Source organism: Gammaproteobacteria bacterium, assembly GCA_019748175.1.
Classification (GTDB): domain Bacteria; phylum Pseudomonadota; class Gammaproteobacteria; order JAIEPX01; family JAIEPX01; genus JAIEPX01.
On sequence record JAIEPX010000016.1, the window covers coordinates 25,926 to 42,659 of the forward strand.

Annotated in this window: 10 protein-coding genes; 6 read left to right on the forward strand and 4 right to left on the reverse strand. The window is 39.1% G+C overall.

Annotation, left to right across the window (positions count from 1 at the left end):
* The first annotated feature begins 59 nt into the window (after positions 1-59).
* From K2X50_08115 to K2X50_08125, 3 genes are all read left to right on the forward strand, one after another.
* Positions 60-731: a Bax inhibitor-1/YccA family protein gene (locus tag K2X50_08115; protein MBX9587206.1), complete on the forward strand. Its 672-nt coding sequence runs from the start codon at positions 60-62 to the stop codon at positions 729-731.
* Positions 732-834: 103 nt separating this feature from the next.
* Positions 835-1,776 (forward strand): L,D-transpeptidase family protein, encoded by a 942-nt coding sequence (locus tag K2X50_08120; protein MBX9587207.1) that lies wholly within the window; start codon positions 835-837, stop codon positions 1,774-1,776.
* A 238-nt stretch (positions 1,777-2,014) separates the two neighbouring features.
* On the forward strand, positions 2,015-2,671 hold the full coding sequence (locus K2X50_08125) for a murein L,D-transpeptidase catalytic domain family protein (protein MBX9587208.1): 657 nt from the start codon (positions 2,015-2,017) through the stop codon (positions 2,669-2,671).
* 46 nt (positions 2,672-2,717) lie between these two features.
* Here K2X50_08125 and K2X50_08130 read toward each other — a convergent pair whose 3' ends face one another.
* From K2X50_08130 to K2X50_08140, 3 genes are all read right to left on the reverse strand, one after another.
* Positions 2,718-4,895, reverse strand: coding sequence for a TolC family outer membrane protein (locus K2X50_08130; GenBank protein MBX9587209.1), 2,178 nt, complete (start codon positions 4,893-4,895; stop codon positions 2,718-2,720).
* Between the two features lie 191 nt (positions 4,896-5,086).
* The gene (locus tag K2X50_08135; GenBank protein MBX9587210.1) at positions 5,087-5,998 is read right to left on the reverse strand and encodes a haloalkane dehalogenase; all 912 of its coding nucleotides are present in this window, start codon (positions 5,996-5,998) and stop codon (positions 5,087-5,089) included.
* 20 nt (positions 5,999-6,018) lie between these two features.
* A complete protein-coding gene (locus K2X50_08140) occupies positions 6,019-10,878 on the reverse strand; it encodes an NAD-glutamate dehydrogenase (protein ID MBX9587211.1) in 4,860 nt (1,619 codons plus the stop codon).
* Positions 10,879-11,218: 340 nt separating this feature from the next.
* Here K2X50_08140 and K2X50_08145 point away from each other — a divergent pair, with 340 nt between their 5' ends.
* The 3 genes from K2X50_08145 (at position 11,219) to K2X50_08155 (ending at position 15,768) form a co-directional block, all read left to right on the forward strand.
* Positions 11,219-11,887 carry a response regulator transcription factor gene (locus K2X50_08145; GenBank protein ID MBX9587212.1) on the forward strand — a complete coding sequence of 223 codons (669 nt, stop codon included), beginning with the start codon at positions 11,219-11,221 and terminating at the stop codon, positions 11,885-11,887.
* Positions 11,884-13,287, forward strand: coding sequence for a two-component sensor histidine kinase (locus K2X50_08150; GenBank protein ID MBX9587213.1), 1,404 nt, complete (start codon positions 11,884-11,886; stop codon positions 13,285-13,287). The genes K2X50_08145 and K2X50_08150 overlap by 4 nt, the downstream gene beginning before the upstream one ends.
* Before the next feature lie 285 nt (positions 13,288-13,572).
* A complete protein-coding gene (locus K2X50_08155; GenBank protein ID MBX9587214.1) occupies positions 13,573-15,768 on the forward strand; it encodes a hypothetical protein in 2,196 nt (731 codons plus the stop codon).
* Between the two features lie 14 nt (positions 15,769-15,782).
* Here K2X50_08155 and K2X50_08160 read toward each other — a convergent pair whose 3' ends face one another.
* Positions 15,783-16,574, reverse strand: a complete 792-nt coding sequence (locus K2X50_08160; protein MBX9587215.1) for a sulfite exporter TauE/SafE family protein — start codon at positions 16,572-16,574, stop codon at positions 15,783-15,785.
* Positions 16,575-16,734: the final 160 nt, after the last annotated feature.

Consider the following 16,734-nt stretch of genomic DNA (forward strand, 5'->3'; position numbering starts at 1 on the left):
CAATTTCTTTTTTACATTTTGTTATGCTATAATAGTTTCTCAATCTTAAGGAGACGACAATGAACCCACAATTTCAACCAATGGCAACGATTCAAGCGTCGGATGTGTCTATCAACCGCGTCTTAAAAAATACCTATATGCTATTAGGTATGACAATGCTATTCAGTGCAATTACTGCCTATTTTTCAATGAGCATTAATTCACAGCCTAACTTTATATTAACTCTGGTTGGCATGTTCGGTTTACTTTATCTAACAACTCGTTTGCAAAACTCAGTATGGGGAATTGTTAGCTGCTTCGCATTCACAGGATTTATGGGTTACACAATAGGTCCCGTTCTTAACATGACCATACATGGATACTCTAATGGTGCCCAATTAATCATGACCTCTCTAGGCTCTACGGGTCTTATTTTTCTTGCTTTATCAGCGTACGTCATTACAAGTCGCCGTAATTTTACCTTTATGGGTGGGTTTTTATTTATTGCAGTAACTGCTGCATTTTTAGCAGGAATCGCCAATATATTTTTCAATCTTCCTATGCTCCAACTCATTGTCTCGGGTGCATTTGCCGTAATTTCATCAGGATATATACTATTTACGACGAGCTTGATCATTCAAGGTGGTGAACGAAATTACATAATGGCTACCGTGTCATTATTTGTTTCTCTCTTTAATTTGTTCATTAGTTTGTTGCAGATTCTCAGTTTCTTTGCTGGAAGAAGGGATTAATTTCTAGCGCTCGATTTTACTCTATTGAAGGTTATCTGTAATCAATGTGGGAGCGATCTCACATTGATTACCTGACTCTTTATTGGAATAAGGAATAACCGTTATGCACAAGTGGTCTTCAAAGATTGTAACATTAGTATTATTTAGCTTGTTGTGGACCACAGGAAGTTCAGCCACAACCTATCCGATGCCACCCAAAGGATCAGATGTTATTGGGCAAGTCATTACTGTTGAAGCTGAATCTGGTGATACGCTCCTAAAAATAGCGAACGATTACAATATTGGTTGGCACGAAATTATGGAAGCCAATCCTGATGTTAACCCTCAACGTATACACCGAGGTGAACGCATCGTCATCCCAACTGCTTACGTTCTTCCTCCGTTTCGTGATGGTATTGTGATCAATCTAGCAGAACTCCGCCTCTATTATTTTAGCCCCGATAAAAAATATGTTTACACTTATCCTGTCGGTTTAGGTCGTCGTGAATGGCGAACTCCTATTGTGGATAGTGTCGTAGTGAACAAAAAAAAAGATCCCACCTGGTTTGTTCCGAACTCTATTCGCGATTTTGTATTCGAACAAACAGGTAAAGAACTCCCTGAATATATGGGCCCAGGGCCTGACAATCCATTAGGTCAGTACGCTATTTATATGCAAAAAGCCGGCTACTTGATTCATGGCACCAATCAACCATGGAGCGTTGGCAAGCTCGTTAGTTCTGGCTGTATTAGACTCATGTCTCCTGATATTGAAGAACTCTTTAACAACGTCAATATTGGCCAAAAAGTGCGTATCATTCACTATCCGTATAAAATAGGTTGGAATGATGGAAAGCTCTACATTGAAGCACATGTCCCCGTCAATATTTCAGACCCTATCAGTCATTTTAATATTATTTCTGCAGACGACGCGATTCGAGACGCTGTGAAAGGTCATGATGTCAAGGTTAATTGGGATCTCGTCGAACAAGCAATTCAGCATCAGCTCGGAGTTCCGGTTGCTATTAGTGAAAAATCACATAACGATATAGCTACTAATAATTAGCAAATTTCTTAGCCCTCCCTTGATAGCTGCCTTATAAAAGTTATCAAGGGTTTAGCATGGCTTAAAGGGTTGCAATCCTCGCCAGATCTGGTAAAATGGTCTCCGGATAAAATAATAGAGAAGGCCAGATATGCCCCTCTCTAAACAGGATGGCTCTCGCTAAAAACGCTGTTTTTAGGGGTTTTTCACCCCCAGAGTGTCAAATAAATAAACTAAACTCTATTAAAGGTAAAATCCTATGGTTAATAAGTTATTTTTTGCCATTTTTTTAACAATTTGTGCCCTTACGTCTCCTGCTAGCTATTCAGCCGTTCAATTCCATTCCAAACCCAGCATACTGACCAGCAGCCGACCTACTGGTCTTAACAGTAATGTCGCTACATTGGCCTATAATGCCCATTTAAAAGCTAAGCTACGCGGCCTCACACATTCCGATATCTTAACGATTATTGACTATTCCATGCCTTCAACGAGTCGCCGATTGTGGGTGCTAGACCTTCAGCACAATAAACTGCTATTGAACACAGTTGTGAGTCATGGGGCTCAAACAGGCGATCTGTATGCTAGAAGCTTCTCAGACCAGCCCGGTACCCACAAGTCGAGTTTAGGGGTGTATGTGACTGATACCACCTATGATGGGCATAATGGTTTTTCTCTAAGACTCAAAGGGTTAGAGCGTGGATTTAATGCTAATGCTTATAGCCGTTCCATCGTCATGCACGGTGCTTGGTATGTTAATGAAGGCGCACATCATATTGGACGAAGTTGGGGCTGCCCTGCTGTTCCAGCGCGATTGGCAAAATATGTGATTAACACTATCAAAGGTGGTTCAGTATTAGTTGCGTATTATCCAGATCATAATTGGCTAAGTCATTCTCAGTTTCTAAGAGCATAAAAAAGAAAGGGGTCACCTGACCCCTTTCCCGATAACTCCTAAAGTCTTATTCGCTGTCTTCGACAGGAACAACAGATCCAGAAATATTCGATTGCATTAGTTTATGATAGAGATTTTCCGCTGAGCTTTTTTGCTTCGTGGGTCCTACATAAACTTCTGTTGTTGTATTGTCAGGCGTTTTGATTTCTTTTACGAAACCATCAAAACCTTTGTCTTGAAGTTTTTCGATAGACTTCTCTACTTCTTTATCAGAAGTATAAGTACCTACTTTAACCGCCCAAGATTTCTTAGCTTTAGCATGTTTATCTGCTGCAGCCTCAGCACGTTTAGGCTGTTCCTCTTTAGCAACAGGTTTCTCAGCTTCTGTTTGAACAGTAGGTTCGGGCTGAGACGTTACTGTTGTTGACTCAGGAACGTTATTTTCATTTGCTTTAACTTCTTTCTTTTCTGCACTCGGGCTCACAACCACATTACTGGTTGGCTCAACCGGTGCTGCCGTACTTTTCTCCGCTTCTTTAGACTCATTCACAGGCAAATTTTGAATCTCTTTTTCAGGTGCAACTGATTGCAATGCATTTTCTTTTACATGAGCATCATGATGTTTTCGATGAGCTTTTGCTTTAAGTTTTTTAGGCTCTTTTTGATTTTTTTTCTTTTCCTCATGCATCACTACAGAATGCAAACCGTCTTTATAACCAAATGCGCCATCAAGCCGTTTACCAGTAAATCGACGAGTAATAACACCAGCACAACTTAAAGTATTACAGGGTTGATTACGATGAATAGGTTCTTGTTTATGATAATACTTCGATGGAAAATCTTGTTGTTCTAAACCAGCATCATATTGGCGACCAGAACGTGCTGGGCTCGCAATTTCTTGATAGGTGTGATACAGCTCATGAGCTTCAGTAGGTAAATTAACATGTAAATAGTTTACCAATTGCCCCATAGCATCGAGCACTCGATACCGAGAATATAATGCATCGTAACAACCACGAATAAAATTAGAATCTGCGGCAAAATTTTCATTTTCTGTATCAAGTACATCCAGCAATTCACGTTTGCCTAATTTAAATTGCTCGTTGTAAGAACCCAAGGATCTTTTAGACGCTAACGAATGCTCTCTTAAAGAAGGCAATCGGTCTTCAGACGTTAACATGGCGTTCCACGATAATCGTAAGTTCTCAATCACTTGCCTGCAAGTACGATTGCGAATGTCAGCAGCTTCTTGTGTTAAATACGCTGTTTCACGTTGACGTGCTACATCAGCTCCGCCATTAAATAAATTATAATGGAATTCACCCATTACGCGGAAGGATTTATCAGGTCCTTCTACTCCATCGACATCCCGATTATTTTCAGCGGCTGCAACAATATCGACCACTGGGAATGCCGTTCGATGAGATACATTATGCTGTGCACGGGCTTCTTCAACATCAACCACAGCACTGCGCATTTTCGGATGGTAACGTAATGCAATGGTTGCTGCTTCATCCAATGAACTTGGAATTAATGGTCTTCCGGGTGTTGTAGGTAATGATAGCTGGGCTGGGTGCATGCCTGTCACTCTGAAAAAGAATGCTTCAGAATTTGCCAAATCGTTTTCAACGGCGAATAAATTGGATCTAGCAAGAGCCAATCGACCACTCACTTCATGATTATCCGCTTCACGACCGACACCCGATCTACCACGCTGAGAAATCATTGAATGATAGCCTTCATGAGCACGTAGATTTCGTCGTGCCACTTGTACAAGTTCGCGATCTCTTAGAACATTGATATAGGCTTGAGTTGCAAGAAGTGCTTGATCTTCAGCGGCTGCGCAAACTAAATAACTATCGGCATCTGTTTTCGCTTTGGTACGTTTCATTTCATACCATGTATCGAATCCACGGAAAAGATTTTGCCGCAATTCCACACCAAGCTCTCTGCGCCATAAGTTCGTCTTAATATTAGGTCCGTTTACTCTATTTTGTTGGTTTTCTGATCTTTCACGTCCGTAGGCTGCGTTCACGTTAAGAGTAGGAAGATAACCTGCTCTAGCTTGATTCACCTGCTCATTCGAAGCTCTTTTAACCTTCATAGAAACTTGTACATCGGGGTTCGACATAACGGTTTCTTGAACAGTATCTCGAAGAGTTATAGCGTGAACTGACAAAGAAAAAGAAGTGGCTAAGGTGAAAGCGGCAGTAAGCAATAATGCTTTTGATGAAATACTTTTCATGCAGAAAATCCCTTTTTAGTTGTGAAACTCGCAACGATGTTACACATTTTTATGGGTGAGTCAAGCTTTATTGCTGAACGAAAACATCAGCATTACAAGGGCAAAATTGATGACATAGATAATGTATTAAACTATTCCAATGGGGCAGGAAAGTTTCTTTAAAATCAATAAGTTAACAAACAGCAATCTGATTAAGATTGAGCCTCGATTTTGACAGGAATATTTTCGTACCATTCCAAAAATTCATTCGCCATTGTTAGGGGGGAACATTCTTGTGCGAAATGCATCACTTCACCTAAATCAATGAGCTCAAGGTTCGAGAAATTTTCTTTAGCCCACTGAGCATCCTCGATATTCGTCATGAAACCGGGAACGCCATAAAACATTAGCTTATGCACATCAGAATTTTTCAAACGATTAGAATATTCTCGGATCAAGGCCACTACATCAACAGGCTCGCCGTTACCTTTTGGAAAATCATGAATATATTGCAGAAGCGGCTTGCGTGAAGCGACATTGGGAAAAGGTTTTCGATATTGAGCCATAATATCTTCACTCAAAGGAGTTAAGACTCCGGAAGGCAAAATGGTTTCGATCAAATAATTATTTTCAAGAACTTCGACTTTACCGTGTTCTTCATCACGAATCAGCGACAAAAATTGTTGAACAGGCAATGACAATGCGTCCCAATGTGTCACGGGCCGAATATGCGCTTCTAAAAAAGCTAAACCTTTAATTCGTTTTTCATGTTGCATGGCGTAATGAAAACCAATCACGGATCCCCACCCGTGCATGACTAATGTGAACTTCTCAAAATCAAAGGAATCAAGAAATTGAGTCATACAATGTATATGATCAAATACGGTATATTGAATATCCGGTTTATCAGACAGACCCATACCGATTAAATCGGGTGCAATACATCGGTATTTTTGAGAGATAACAGGAATTACATTGCGCCACAAATAACTCCACGTTGGAATTCCGTGTAAAAAGATTATAGGGTCACCACTACCCTCATCGACATAGTGAATTTTCTGTCCTTCAATGTCTTTAAAGTGGGATTGAAATACAAATTCATTTGTTAGTTGAGTCTTTTGCATTGAATGCCTCCCTCCGCCGATTATTTAGCCTTTTCATTAGCATTATCGTTCGAACGGGCCAATTCGACTAATTCACGCATAGCGACAGTCAACATCGAAAATTCATAGATTGAACTATTACGCAAATCAATAACCATTGCTTCCCAACGTTTTACGTGCCCAGATTTCTTATTCAGCCACGATTTAACATGCTGTTGGAGATTAGTACCTTTTGAATAAGTCGAAATAGCGCTCATCAAAATTGCCCTTTGAAGTGAATCTAAATCCGCTTTATAAGCAGCGCGAGCTAAAACACCCCAATGATTCGTAATTGGATATGAGTTAATTTGCTCACGGAACCAACGTAGATCAAGATGCTCAATCAACATAAAGTGTAGCCCAGCTGCCGTTATGAGGTCAGCCTTACTGCCTGACACCGCATCAACAATATTTAATAAAGATAAGATATCTCCTGAGGAAGCAAACAGTCGTGCGATCTCTCGAGGGACACCTGATTTTGTTAAATTTTGCAATTTATCATTATAATGTGTTTTTGCTTTACCGCTTCGGAGTTCTGGTAGTGATTCTGAAAGTTGTTGCAAGGGTTTTTTAAACTGATTTACGGTTTCTTGGATATTATAGTGGCCGTGTCGATTTCTTAAAAACCATCGAGTTGCTCGACGAATTAATTGAGTAACATTCAGTGACATATCGTATAAAACATCAGCTCCCACTTTATATTCTAGTGACTGTATGGCTTTGAGATAATCACTCATGCCGAAAATTTCTTTTGCTGTCACATAGGCGCGAACGACACTTTCAGCTGAACCACCTGTTTCATCCTGCATTTGAAAGGTAAAAGTGATCCCTAAACTGGTCACTAAATCATTACTTAATTGTGTAGCGATGATTTCACGGAACAATCGATGCTGCTTCATTTCATCAAGGTATTTTGTTGACAACGGTTTTGGAAAAGCCGATTCCAGATAAGGCAATAAAATTGGATCTTTAGGCAAATCTGACGCTAAAATCTGTTCTTTAAGAATCATTTTACTGTAGGCCATTAAAACAGCAATTTCGGGTCTTGTAAGCGCAAGACCATCAGCTTTCCGATCGGCTAACATTTTATCATCCGGCAAGAATTCAAGAGCACGTGGCAAGCGACCACTCTGTTCATAAAAATCCATGTATTGTCTATATAATTCTAAGTATTCTGCGGATTGTTTAACTGCCATCGTGATCGCGCGAGCTTGAGAATAATTATCAAACAAAACAATTTTTGACACTTCATCCGTCATGCTAGACAACAATTTGTTCCGTTGATCGAGTGTAAGCTTCCCAGCGGCAACAATACGATCCAAAAGTATTTTAATATTGACTTCATGGTCAGAACAATCAACACCACCAGAATTATCGATAAAATCAGTATTAATTCGACCACCCGCTAATTCGTATTCAATGCGTGCTAATTGTGTAAAACCGAGATTTCCACCTTCTGCAACGACTTTACAACGTAAATCACTACCATTAATTCTTAATGCGTCATTGGTACGATCACCCACTTGTGCATCGGTCTCAATGCTTGCTTTAACATACGTACCAATACCACCATTCCATAACAAATCGTATTTTGCCTTTAATAATAGTCGAATCAGCTCATTCGGTTCGATGGTATCTTTATCCGTGTCTAGCATTTTTTGTACTTGAGATGATAATTTGATAGCTTTCGCGCTACGTACAAATACACCTCCACCCTTAGAAATTAATTCGCTATTGTAATCTGACCATTGCGAGCGAGGTAAATTGAATAATCGACTACGTTCTTTAAAACTCACTGCCGGATCAGGATTTGGATCCAGGAAAATATGCAGATGATTAAAAGCACCGATTAATTTAATATGCTCAGACAGTAACATGCCGTTTCCGAACACGTCACCTGACATATCACCAATCCCAACGCAGGTAAAATCTTCCTTCTGCGTATCAACACCCAACTCCTGAAAATGATTTTTAACAGATTCCCAAGCACCTTTGGCTGTAATACCCATTTTTTTATGGTCATATCCGGCCGAACCACCTGATGCAAAAGCATCACCCAACCAAAAACTATATTCTGCAGAAATTGAATTAGCGATATCTGAAAACGTTGCAGTTCCTTTATCAGCTGCAACAACAAGATATGGGTCGTCTTCATCGTAACGAACAGTATTTGCGGGAGTAGTTATTTTTCCATCATCAAGATTATCCACTAAATCTAACAATCCACGAATGAAATTTTGGTAACAAAGGATACCTTCTTGCATAATTTCTTCACGAGTCGCATCAGCGGGTAAGGTTTTGGGATAGAATCCTCCTTTAGCACCATAAGGAACAATAATAGCATTTTTAACTGATTGAGCTTTCATTAACCCCAATACTTCCGTGCGATAATCCTCTCGTCGATCTGACCAACGAATTCCACCACGAGCAACTTTTGAGCCTCTTAAATGAACGCCCTCAAATCGGACAGAATAAACAAAGGTTTCAAACATCGGTAAAGGGTGTGGTAAATCTGGGACGTTCTTAGGATCAAGTTTAAATGATAAATAATCTTTATTTTTACCCGCAGTGGTGAGCTGATAATAATTCGTGCGCAATGTTGCTTTAATTAAGGCTATATAACGACTAAAAATTCTTTCTTCATCGAGACTTGTGACATGATCCAGAGCATGCAAAATACCTTTTTCAAGTTGAATGATGCGACTTGCCCGTCCTTTTTCCAAACTAGGATCGAAATGTTCATGAAAAAATTCAACTATTAATCGCGCAATGCCAGGATTATTCGTAAAGGCTTGCTCAATATAATGTTGACTAAATAGAAATCGAGCTTGATGTAAATATTTTGCATACGCGCGAAGAACTATAACTTCACGCCACGTTAATTCTGCGGCTAAAACTAATCGATTAAAACTGTCGTTGCCTGATAATCCGAGCCAAATAGCGTAAAATGCCTCTTGAAAACGATCTTTAACTTTTTCAACATCAATAGGATGCGTTTCAGGATAGTACATAAGAAAATCATTAAGCCAAACAGATCGATTTTCGACTAGAAGTTGATATGGCTGCTCACTCAGAACACGTAATCCCATATTTTCCAACATTGGTATCACATCTGAAAGTGGGATATTTTCATCGTATCGGAACGTTTTAAGACGAAATACACCAGGATCTGTATTTTTTGGGCGATAAAATGTCATAGCCAAATCGATATTTTGGCGTAATTGTTCAATATGACTAATATCATACAAGACAGAACTTGCTTTGAAGGATTCACGATACCCTGCCGGAAATGCGTGACTATATAGATGAAATAGTTTTTCACCGTCTTCTTCACCAAATTTATCTATCATTCGCACTTTGACTCTGTCATACCATGATTGAGTCACTTGAACTAATTTTTCTTCTATCGATTTAGTATTGATGGATAATTTTTTCTTCGGGTCAGTTCGTACCACAAAATGAATTCGCGTTAAAATAGATTCTGGGAAAAAAGTGGAATAACTGATTTCAGTACCTTCCAATTGTTCCATTAATACATCTTGCATTCGACTAATAAGACTAGTGTTAAATTTTTCCTTAGGCAAATACACAAGGCACGAAACATAGCGATTATAAGCATCTTTGCGTAAAAATAACCGCAAACGTCGGCGTTCTTGCAGTTGCGAGATTCCTAATGCCATCTCGCTGAGGTCTTCAATCGACCCTTGGAATAAATCATCACGAGGAAAAGTTTCTAAAATATTCATCATGTCTTTTGCAGAATGCCCAAGATGCAGCACACCGGATTTTTTCAGAATTAAAGCCACTTTTCGACGAAGGAGAGGAATTTCCTGAGGGTTATCGTGATAAGCGTCTTTGGTATAAAGACCAATAAAACGTCTTTCTCCAATAATTTCACCTTTATTGTTAAAACGTTTAACACCCACATAGTCTGTATGAACAGGACGATGTACTGTTGATCGAGTGTTCGTTTTAGAAATAATCAAAATATCTTTTGATAGTGCTTGTTGACGAGCTGCGGTAGGTAATTCAGATAATTTACGGCTTTTTTTACTTTTACTTTCGTCTCTCAACACACCAAGTCCAGAATTCGGAACAATTTCAAGCATTGTTTCTTTACCACGTACGGTTAAGCTGTAATCTCTATAACCTAACATGGTAAAATGATCATTCACCAACCAATGTAAGAAAGCCTTAGCTTCATCAATTTCTTCGTGATCCAGTGGGATTTCTTCTTTATCAAGTTCAGCAATTGCATCGTATAAGCGTGTACGCATTGCTTCCCAATCTTTAACAGCAAGAGCTACATCATTGAGAACTCGGTGGAGATTTTCTTCGATAAATTTTAATTTTTCAGGTTCGTGTTCTTTTTCGATTTCGATATAGATTGCAGCTTCGAAATGAACCTCTTCACCTTTTGAATCGAAAGGCAGTAATTCAACAATTTGATGATTAGCATTACGACGTATTTGCATTCCACCTAATTGGATAATCAAGTTCGTACTGTACCCTAATCGAATCAACTCCATTCGTAATGAATCGACAAGAAATGGCATATCTAATTGATTTATTTGAATGACTGTAAAGCTCGAAGACCAGCCGTCTGTTATTTCTGTAGGATTAAAAACACGTATTTTACATTCTTCTACTTCCCGCTGATAGATCGTATCCCATTGGGAAATAACCATACTGTATAAACTCTCGATCTTTCTGGCCTCTAAATCTTCTAGAGGTACATTTGAAAAAAATTGTTGAACAAACGTCGTTAGAAGTGACAATTTCTTCGCTGGAAATTGCTTTTTTGCGGATTTAATAATGGCATCAATAATATTTTGGCGATTTCGCGCACTCTCAGCTGTCATCGTATTTCCTTCATCTATTAAATATATTCCCCTAGGTCAGAAATCAACGAATATCGTTGCTCACGACTGACTCTCTCTAGTGATAAGCATAGCGTAGATCGCCTCAATTTTCACGCCCTAATCGCTCACCTTCGTATCGTGCCTAATTATTCTAATTATAAATTTTTTTTCGCTATTTATTGATATAACGTGATGTTTGGATATCATACTTCAAAAAGCCTTTAGACTCAGTGCATTCGGGCCTCGCAGTAGATTTCAAGTACAGAACCTAGGTTAATGTAGCCAGAATTAGAGATGCGGGATATAATATAGTGTGTATTTCTAACATTTAGGATAAAATATGCGAGTACTATTGGTTGAAGATGACGAGATGTTGGGTGAGGTCGTACGAAATGGTTTAACACAATACGGTTACACTGTCGATTGGGTCAAAGATGGTCAGTCTGCACAACAGGCCTTACTCACTGAAGGTGAGACTTTCGATATCGTCGTTTTGGATATCGGTTTACCACGAAAATCGGGGCTTGAAGTACTCAAAACAGTTCGCTCAAAAAATATTGCAACCCCAGTAGTTGTATTAACAGCGCGTGAAACAATTGAAGATCGCGTAAAAGGTCTTGATGCTGGAGCCGATGATTATATTGTTAAACCTTTTGACCTTGATGAATTATGTGCACGTATGCGGGCTTTACAACGTCGAACGACATCACGAGCAGCACCCAAAATTGAACATGAAAATATCATTATTGATCCTGCTGCCCATACAGTGACATTCAATGACCAAGATATTAAACTTTCTCGTCGTGAATTTGTCCTACTTTTAAAATTAATAGAAAATGCAGGACGCGTTTTATCTCGAGAACATTTGACCTCCTCGCTCTATGGTTGGGGTGATGAAATTGATAGTAATGCGCTCGAAGTGCACATTCATAATTTACGCAAAAAATTTGGTAGTCACCTTATTCGCACAATCCGAGGCGTTGGATATATGGTTGATAAACCGAAATGACCCCTTCAATTCGGACATTTTTGCTCATCAATTTATTGTTGAGCATTACCTTGATTACCTCTTTAGCTATTATCGGTAATCTTTTTCTCGAACACAAAGATCTCCAACGTCATTTAAATGCACAGTTAACGTTTGCAGCTTTAACAATTCAATCTTTTACGGGCGATGGATCGAGCACTCAGAACATTGAAAAAATTCAAAAAAAAATCGATCGTTTACCGGATGTTGCTCGCGATTATTATCAACGAACAAAAACAAAAATGTACGGTAAATCGTATGAATTAATTCAATTTCAAATTTGGGATAAAGAAGGGAAGCTGTTATTGAAATCTCATTCTGCTCCACTCGTTCCACTGGCTAAAAATATTTCAGGATTCAGCACGAATTGGGTAGATGGACAGCTATGGCATGTTTTTACGAATGTTGATGTTGAAACAGGAATGAGAATCGATGTGGGTGAACGAAGTGATTTTAGAGAAGAATTAGAAGGACGTGTAACTCAAGACTCTATTTTTATTATGCTCATTACTTATCCTTTTCTCGGGATTTTAATTTGGATTATTGTGGGTAGAGGACTCGATAGTATTCGTCAAGTTACAAACGAAGTCCGACAAAAAACACCGAGTTCACTTGAGGCAGTAAATATCGAAGCTATCCCGGCTGAAATCAAACCTCTGATAGATGAGTTGAATAAATTATTTGGCCGATTACGTGATGCCTTTGAACGTGAAAAACGTTTTGCCGCAGATGCTGCTCATGAATTACGCACTCCGCTCGCCGCTTTAAAAACTCAAACTCAGGTCGCTATTAATATTCAAGATCCAATTGAACTACGCAATGCATTAGATAAAATTTTGATGGGTGTTGACCGCAGCTCACATGTGGTTCAACAACTTCTGACGATGAGCCGTATGGTCCCTCAAGCCACTCTACAGCAATTTGATAAAGTTGATTTAGTTTTAGAAGCACGTACTCAAATTGCTGAAATGGTACCTCATGCTATAGAAAAAAATATCGACATAGAGCTCATAGCCGAGGTAGAGCCCATCACAATTCCGGGTAATGCCCCTGCAATCAGCATATTGATCAGAAATCTTGTTGATAACGCGATTCGGTATTGCCCTGAAGGCAGCATGATAAAAGTCTACGTTAATATCGACGCCCATACGGCTAATTTAGTCGTGTCTGACAATGGCCCAGGTATCCCACCTGAACTACGTGAAAGGGTATTTGAGCGATTCTTTAGGGTATTGGGTAGCAAAGCACAAGGTAGTGGTTTGGGGCTTGGAATTGTGGCCCAAATTGTTGAATTACATAACGCCGAAATCGTTCTTGGAAAGCCTGAGGAAGGATCAGGTTTAGTGGTCACTGTTAAGTTCCCTATAGAAGTCGTTCTCTAAGTAGTTGTTTCTAAATACAAACCAAAGTTACTCACAGAACCTGTGGATAACTTTGTGGATAAGGCAAGAATAAGTCGGTTATCCTCTCAAAGTCTCAGGCTTCTGAACAAATTGGTCAAATTTTGAACAGTGTTATTTTCTAAATAAAATCAATGAGTTACATTGGCCCACACCCCAAATTAGCCTCAATCATTAATCTCGCAGCCCTCTGTACTAAATAATAGTAGAAACTGTGGATAAGGATGTTATCGACGGTGACTGAACTGTGGTGAATGAACATTTTCTATGCTAGGATTATTCGATTCTGATAATGATGGTTTGGTTATAATGCAAAAGAGTAGGCACATAGAGCTAGAGACCTTAGAAAAAAACCTCGATGGCAATTATCGCGATCCAGCATTTTCACTCGCCTTTATATCGGTAACGTACGAAGGCTTCGGTGTTGGCTTCAGTAATATTGCTGCCGCTGCAGCCTACGGTCTCAGAATACCTCTCGTACCGGTTTACCTGGTAGGTATTTTTGTAGGCGTGAGCTACCTTCTCATTGAAATCAGGTCTACAGTCAATGACGTCGAACTTCAACGACGTCGACTATTAGAATTAGAACGTAAAATGATCACCGACAACTACTTTACGTACCTGTCTTTCACACTACCTGGCTTCGAAGAAGACAACAAAGTAATCGACATTACTACCCTATTGCAAACACATAAAGTTGAAGAAATTTCACAATGCCTAGGTCATTACTATCAGCGCGCGCAAGAAAAAGCGAAGCAAACCTCAGAGTTACACCCAAGAAAATGTTCTGAGCTATTAGAATCACTCGATTTAAAATATACCTCTGAAGTCAGTCAATTTAAAAATCCCGGCTTAGTTCAAATTTTAAACGAAGCCTGTAAAAAAGAGTTTTTCACTCCGGTTCATGATATTCAGCCGACAAGATGGCAAAGCTTCTTAAGTAATCTTCGAAAATATTATAAATCAGCACTATCAGGTGCCGCAACAGCCGGTGGTGTAACCATTTTCATTTTGACAACAGCATTAACAACTGCAACGGTCACCGCACTTTTTCCTTGGAGTTTAATTGGAATTTCGTTTATAACAGTTATTGGCGCAATTGTTGGCTATAAAATCGATAAATATTTTGATCGAAAACGAAAACACAAAAACAACCTTAGAACAGCAGCAAGCTCGCATTTAACACTTAAAAATCAGCACCGAGTTGCCGAAATATTTCGTAGCACAATTATGACGCTCAATGAACTTGAGGAACTATCGAATGAATCTACATCAGAAGCTAAGTCTGAAGTTGATCAACAACCACCTGCTCAATTAGAGAAACCAACTTTATCAGAAAAAGATTATTGCGAAGTCGCACAATTAAAACAACAATCACATAAGATTCGTCGAGCTTCAGATTTTATTTTTCCCACATTGCTATTAGCACGCGGAGGTTTCGCAGCGATATCAAGCCTTTTTGCAGGTATTGGTTTTGCTGGATTAGTTTTACCGTTATACCCAGTCTTTGTTATAGGCGGGTGTTTTTTATTCTTTCATATTGCTTTCAAAATTTGGAATAATTGGGTAAAACATCAAAGTGAAACTCAAACTATTAATGACCTTAATCTCAGCATATCGGCTGAAAAGGTTCATTACTGGCAAACAAAATTTCCGACTATAAAAGACTTAGAATCTGAACTAAAAGAAAAAACGACCTCTCAAATTTTAGACGACCTGAATAGTGATTACGAAGACTTCAAGCAGCTACTGAGATCTTTTGAAGAATCAAATGCTAGGAACCAACACACATCAAACGAATTAAAAAAAATTCATATGGAACTACTCTCTCTTTTTAGTGCTCAAGCCGATAGCCTGAATAGTAAAGAGCTTACACTATCACTAGCCCATACAGCTTTATATAGTCCTGTGATTACCTCTTCTTCAGGAAAAATCATTACCTTCAATAACAAAGTATACAATTTTATTTCTCCCGTTATTAATTTCATCGCGATTAATTTTAAAGATGTGGTCCAAGGTATTGCGTTTGGTTTCGGTCTTTCACTCACAATATTTCTTATCCTTGGAATTACTTCTATCGTGGCCACCGAAGCTGCGCTGATTGTTGGAATCACATCACTCGCTGGTGTCGCGATGAAGGTTGCCATCCGACATCTCATTAAAGGCTACAGAAATGAACATTTAGCCACTATCGAAAGCGCTGGTAAATCTATAGCCGACAAAGAATCTCTCTGGGATTGCCGTGTTGAAACAAAAAATGCCCACGAGCGGGCAAAGAGCATCATCGAACAAAATAAGCACACTCCTCTACCCGAATCAAACGGATTTATCAAAGATCCTTCCTGGACTCCTGCAAATGACCTTTCAAAATCTCGCCGTCCACTTCAGTGGATTAAAGCTGAAGCTATTGAGGTACAACGAGATGACACTTTTGTGCCAGCACCTCGCGATTTTGTTTGTTAAAAACGTGAATATTTTTATCCGCGCATGATAATTAAAGTTCTTAAACTGAGAAGAATAATTGTGCTTCCTGCTAACAACATAATTAATTTAGGATGAATTCGTCTCGCCATATACGCAGCAATGGGTGCAGCAACTGATCCACCCAATATCAATCCTAGTATAATATTCCAATGAATAATGTTGATGGTCAAAAAAAATGTGGCTGAAGAGCTGACTGCTATTAAGAATTCAGTCAAATTAACAGAGCCGATCGTATAATGCGGCGCTGTGCCTTGAGCAAGCAATGATGATGTAACGATGGGTCCCCAGCCTCCACCACCCGCTGCATCGAAAAATCCACCTGTTAACGCAAGCGGCGTTAATCCAATAGCATGTTCAGATGGCAATCGGTTTTTTAATACTTTCGTTGAAATTACAGATTGGATAAATTGTAAAAATTTTTCACCTTTCATTGCTTTATACAAAATAACAAGCCCCATGATAAGTAAATAGCTTGCAATAACAGGTTTTGCGATTTGCAAGGGTATTTTGGTGAGAATATAAGCGCCTAAAATACTGCCGATAATCCCAGGTAGAACTAAGCGGCGAAAAAGTGCGTAATCTATATTTTTAAACATCGCATGTGAAAATCCTGAAATTCCCGTTGTTACAATTTCAGAAGTATGCACTGCAGCACTCGCAACGGCAGGAGGTATTCCGATACTTAATAATACTGTGGTACTGATCACCCCATAGGCCATACCAATAGCGCCATCAACAATCTGAGCTAAGAAACCTATGACAGCAAACAAAAGTATATTTTCCAGCATTGAAATAATCCGTTTTCAAAATTAAGTTGAATCATAAGGCAATGGTGATAACGAAGCAAATCGTAGAAACGCCGTCGCGTCTTGAGTTGTTATCGGCTTTGCCAAATTCATGATTTATTGAGATCAAAACCGCAAATATTCTGTTGTATTTAGATAT

Coding starts and splice junctions, on each gene's coding strand:
- K2X50_08115 (MBX9587206.1), top strand. CDS start 60: ATGAACCCACAATTTCAACCAATGGCAACGATTCAAGCGTCGGATGTG.
- K2X50_08120 (MBX9587207.1), top strand. CDS start 835: ATGCACAAGTGGTCTTCAAAGATTGTAACATTAGTATTATTTAGCTTG.
- K2X50_08125 (MBX9587208.1), top strand. CDS start 2,015: ATGGTTAATAAGTTATTTTTTGCCATTTTTTTAACAATTTGTGCCCTT.
- K2X50_08130 (MBX9587209.1), bottom strand. CDS start 4,895: ATGAAAAGTATTTCATCAAAAGCATTATTGCTTACTGCCGCTTTCACC.
- K2X50_08135 (MBX9587210.1), bottom strand. CDS start 5,998: ATGCAAAAGACTCAACTAACAAATGAATTTGTATTTCAATCCCACTTT.
- K2X50_08140 (MBX9587211.1), bottom strand. CDS start 10,878: ATGACAGCTGAGAGTGCGCGAAATCGCCAAAATATTATTGATGCCATT.
- K2X50_08145 (MBX9587212.1), top strand. CDS start 11,219: ATGCGAGTACTATTGGTTGAAGATGACGAGATGTTGGGTGAGGTCGTA.
- K2X50_08150 (MBX9587213.1), top strand. CDS start 11,884: ATGACCCCTTCAATTCGGACATTTTTGCTCATCAATTTATTGTTGAGC.
- K2X50_08155 (MBX9587214.1), top strand. CDS start 13,573: ATGCTAGGATTATTCGATTCTGATAATGATGGTTTGGTTATAATGCAA.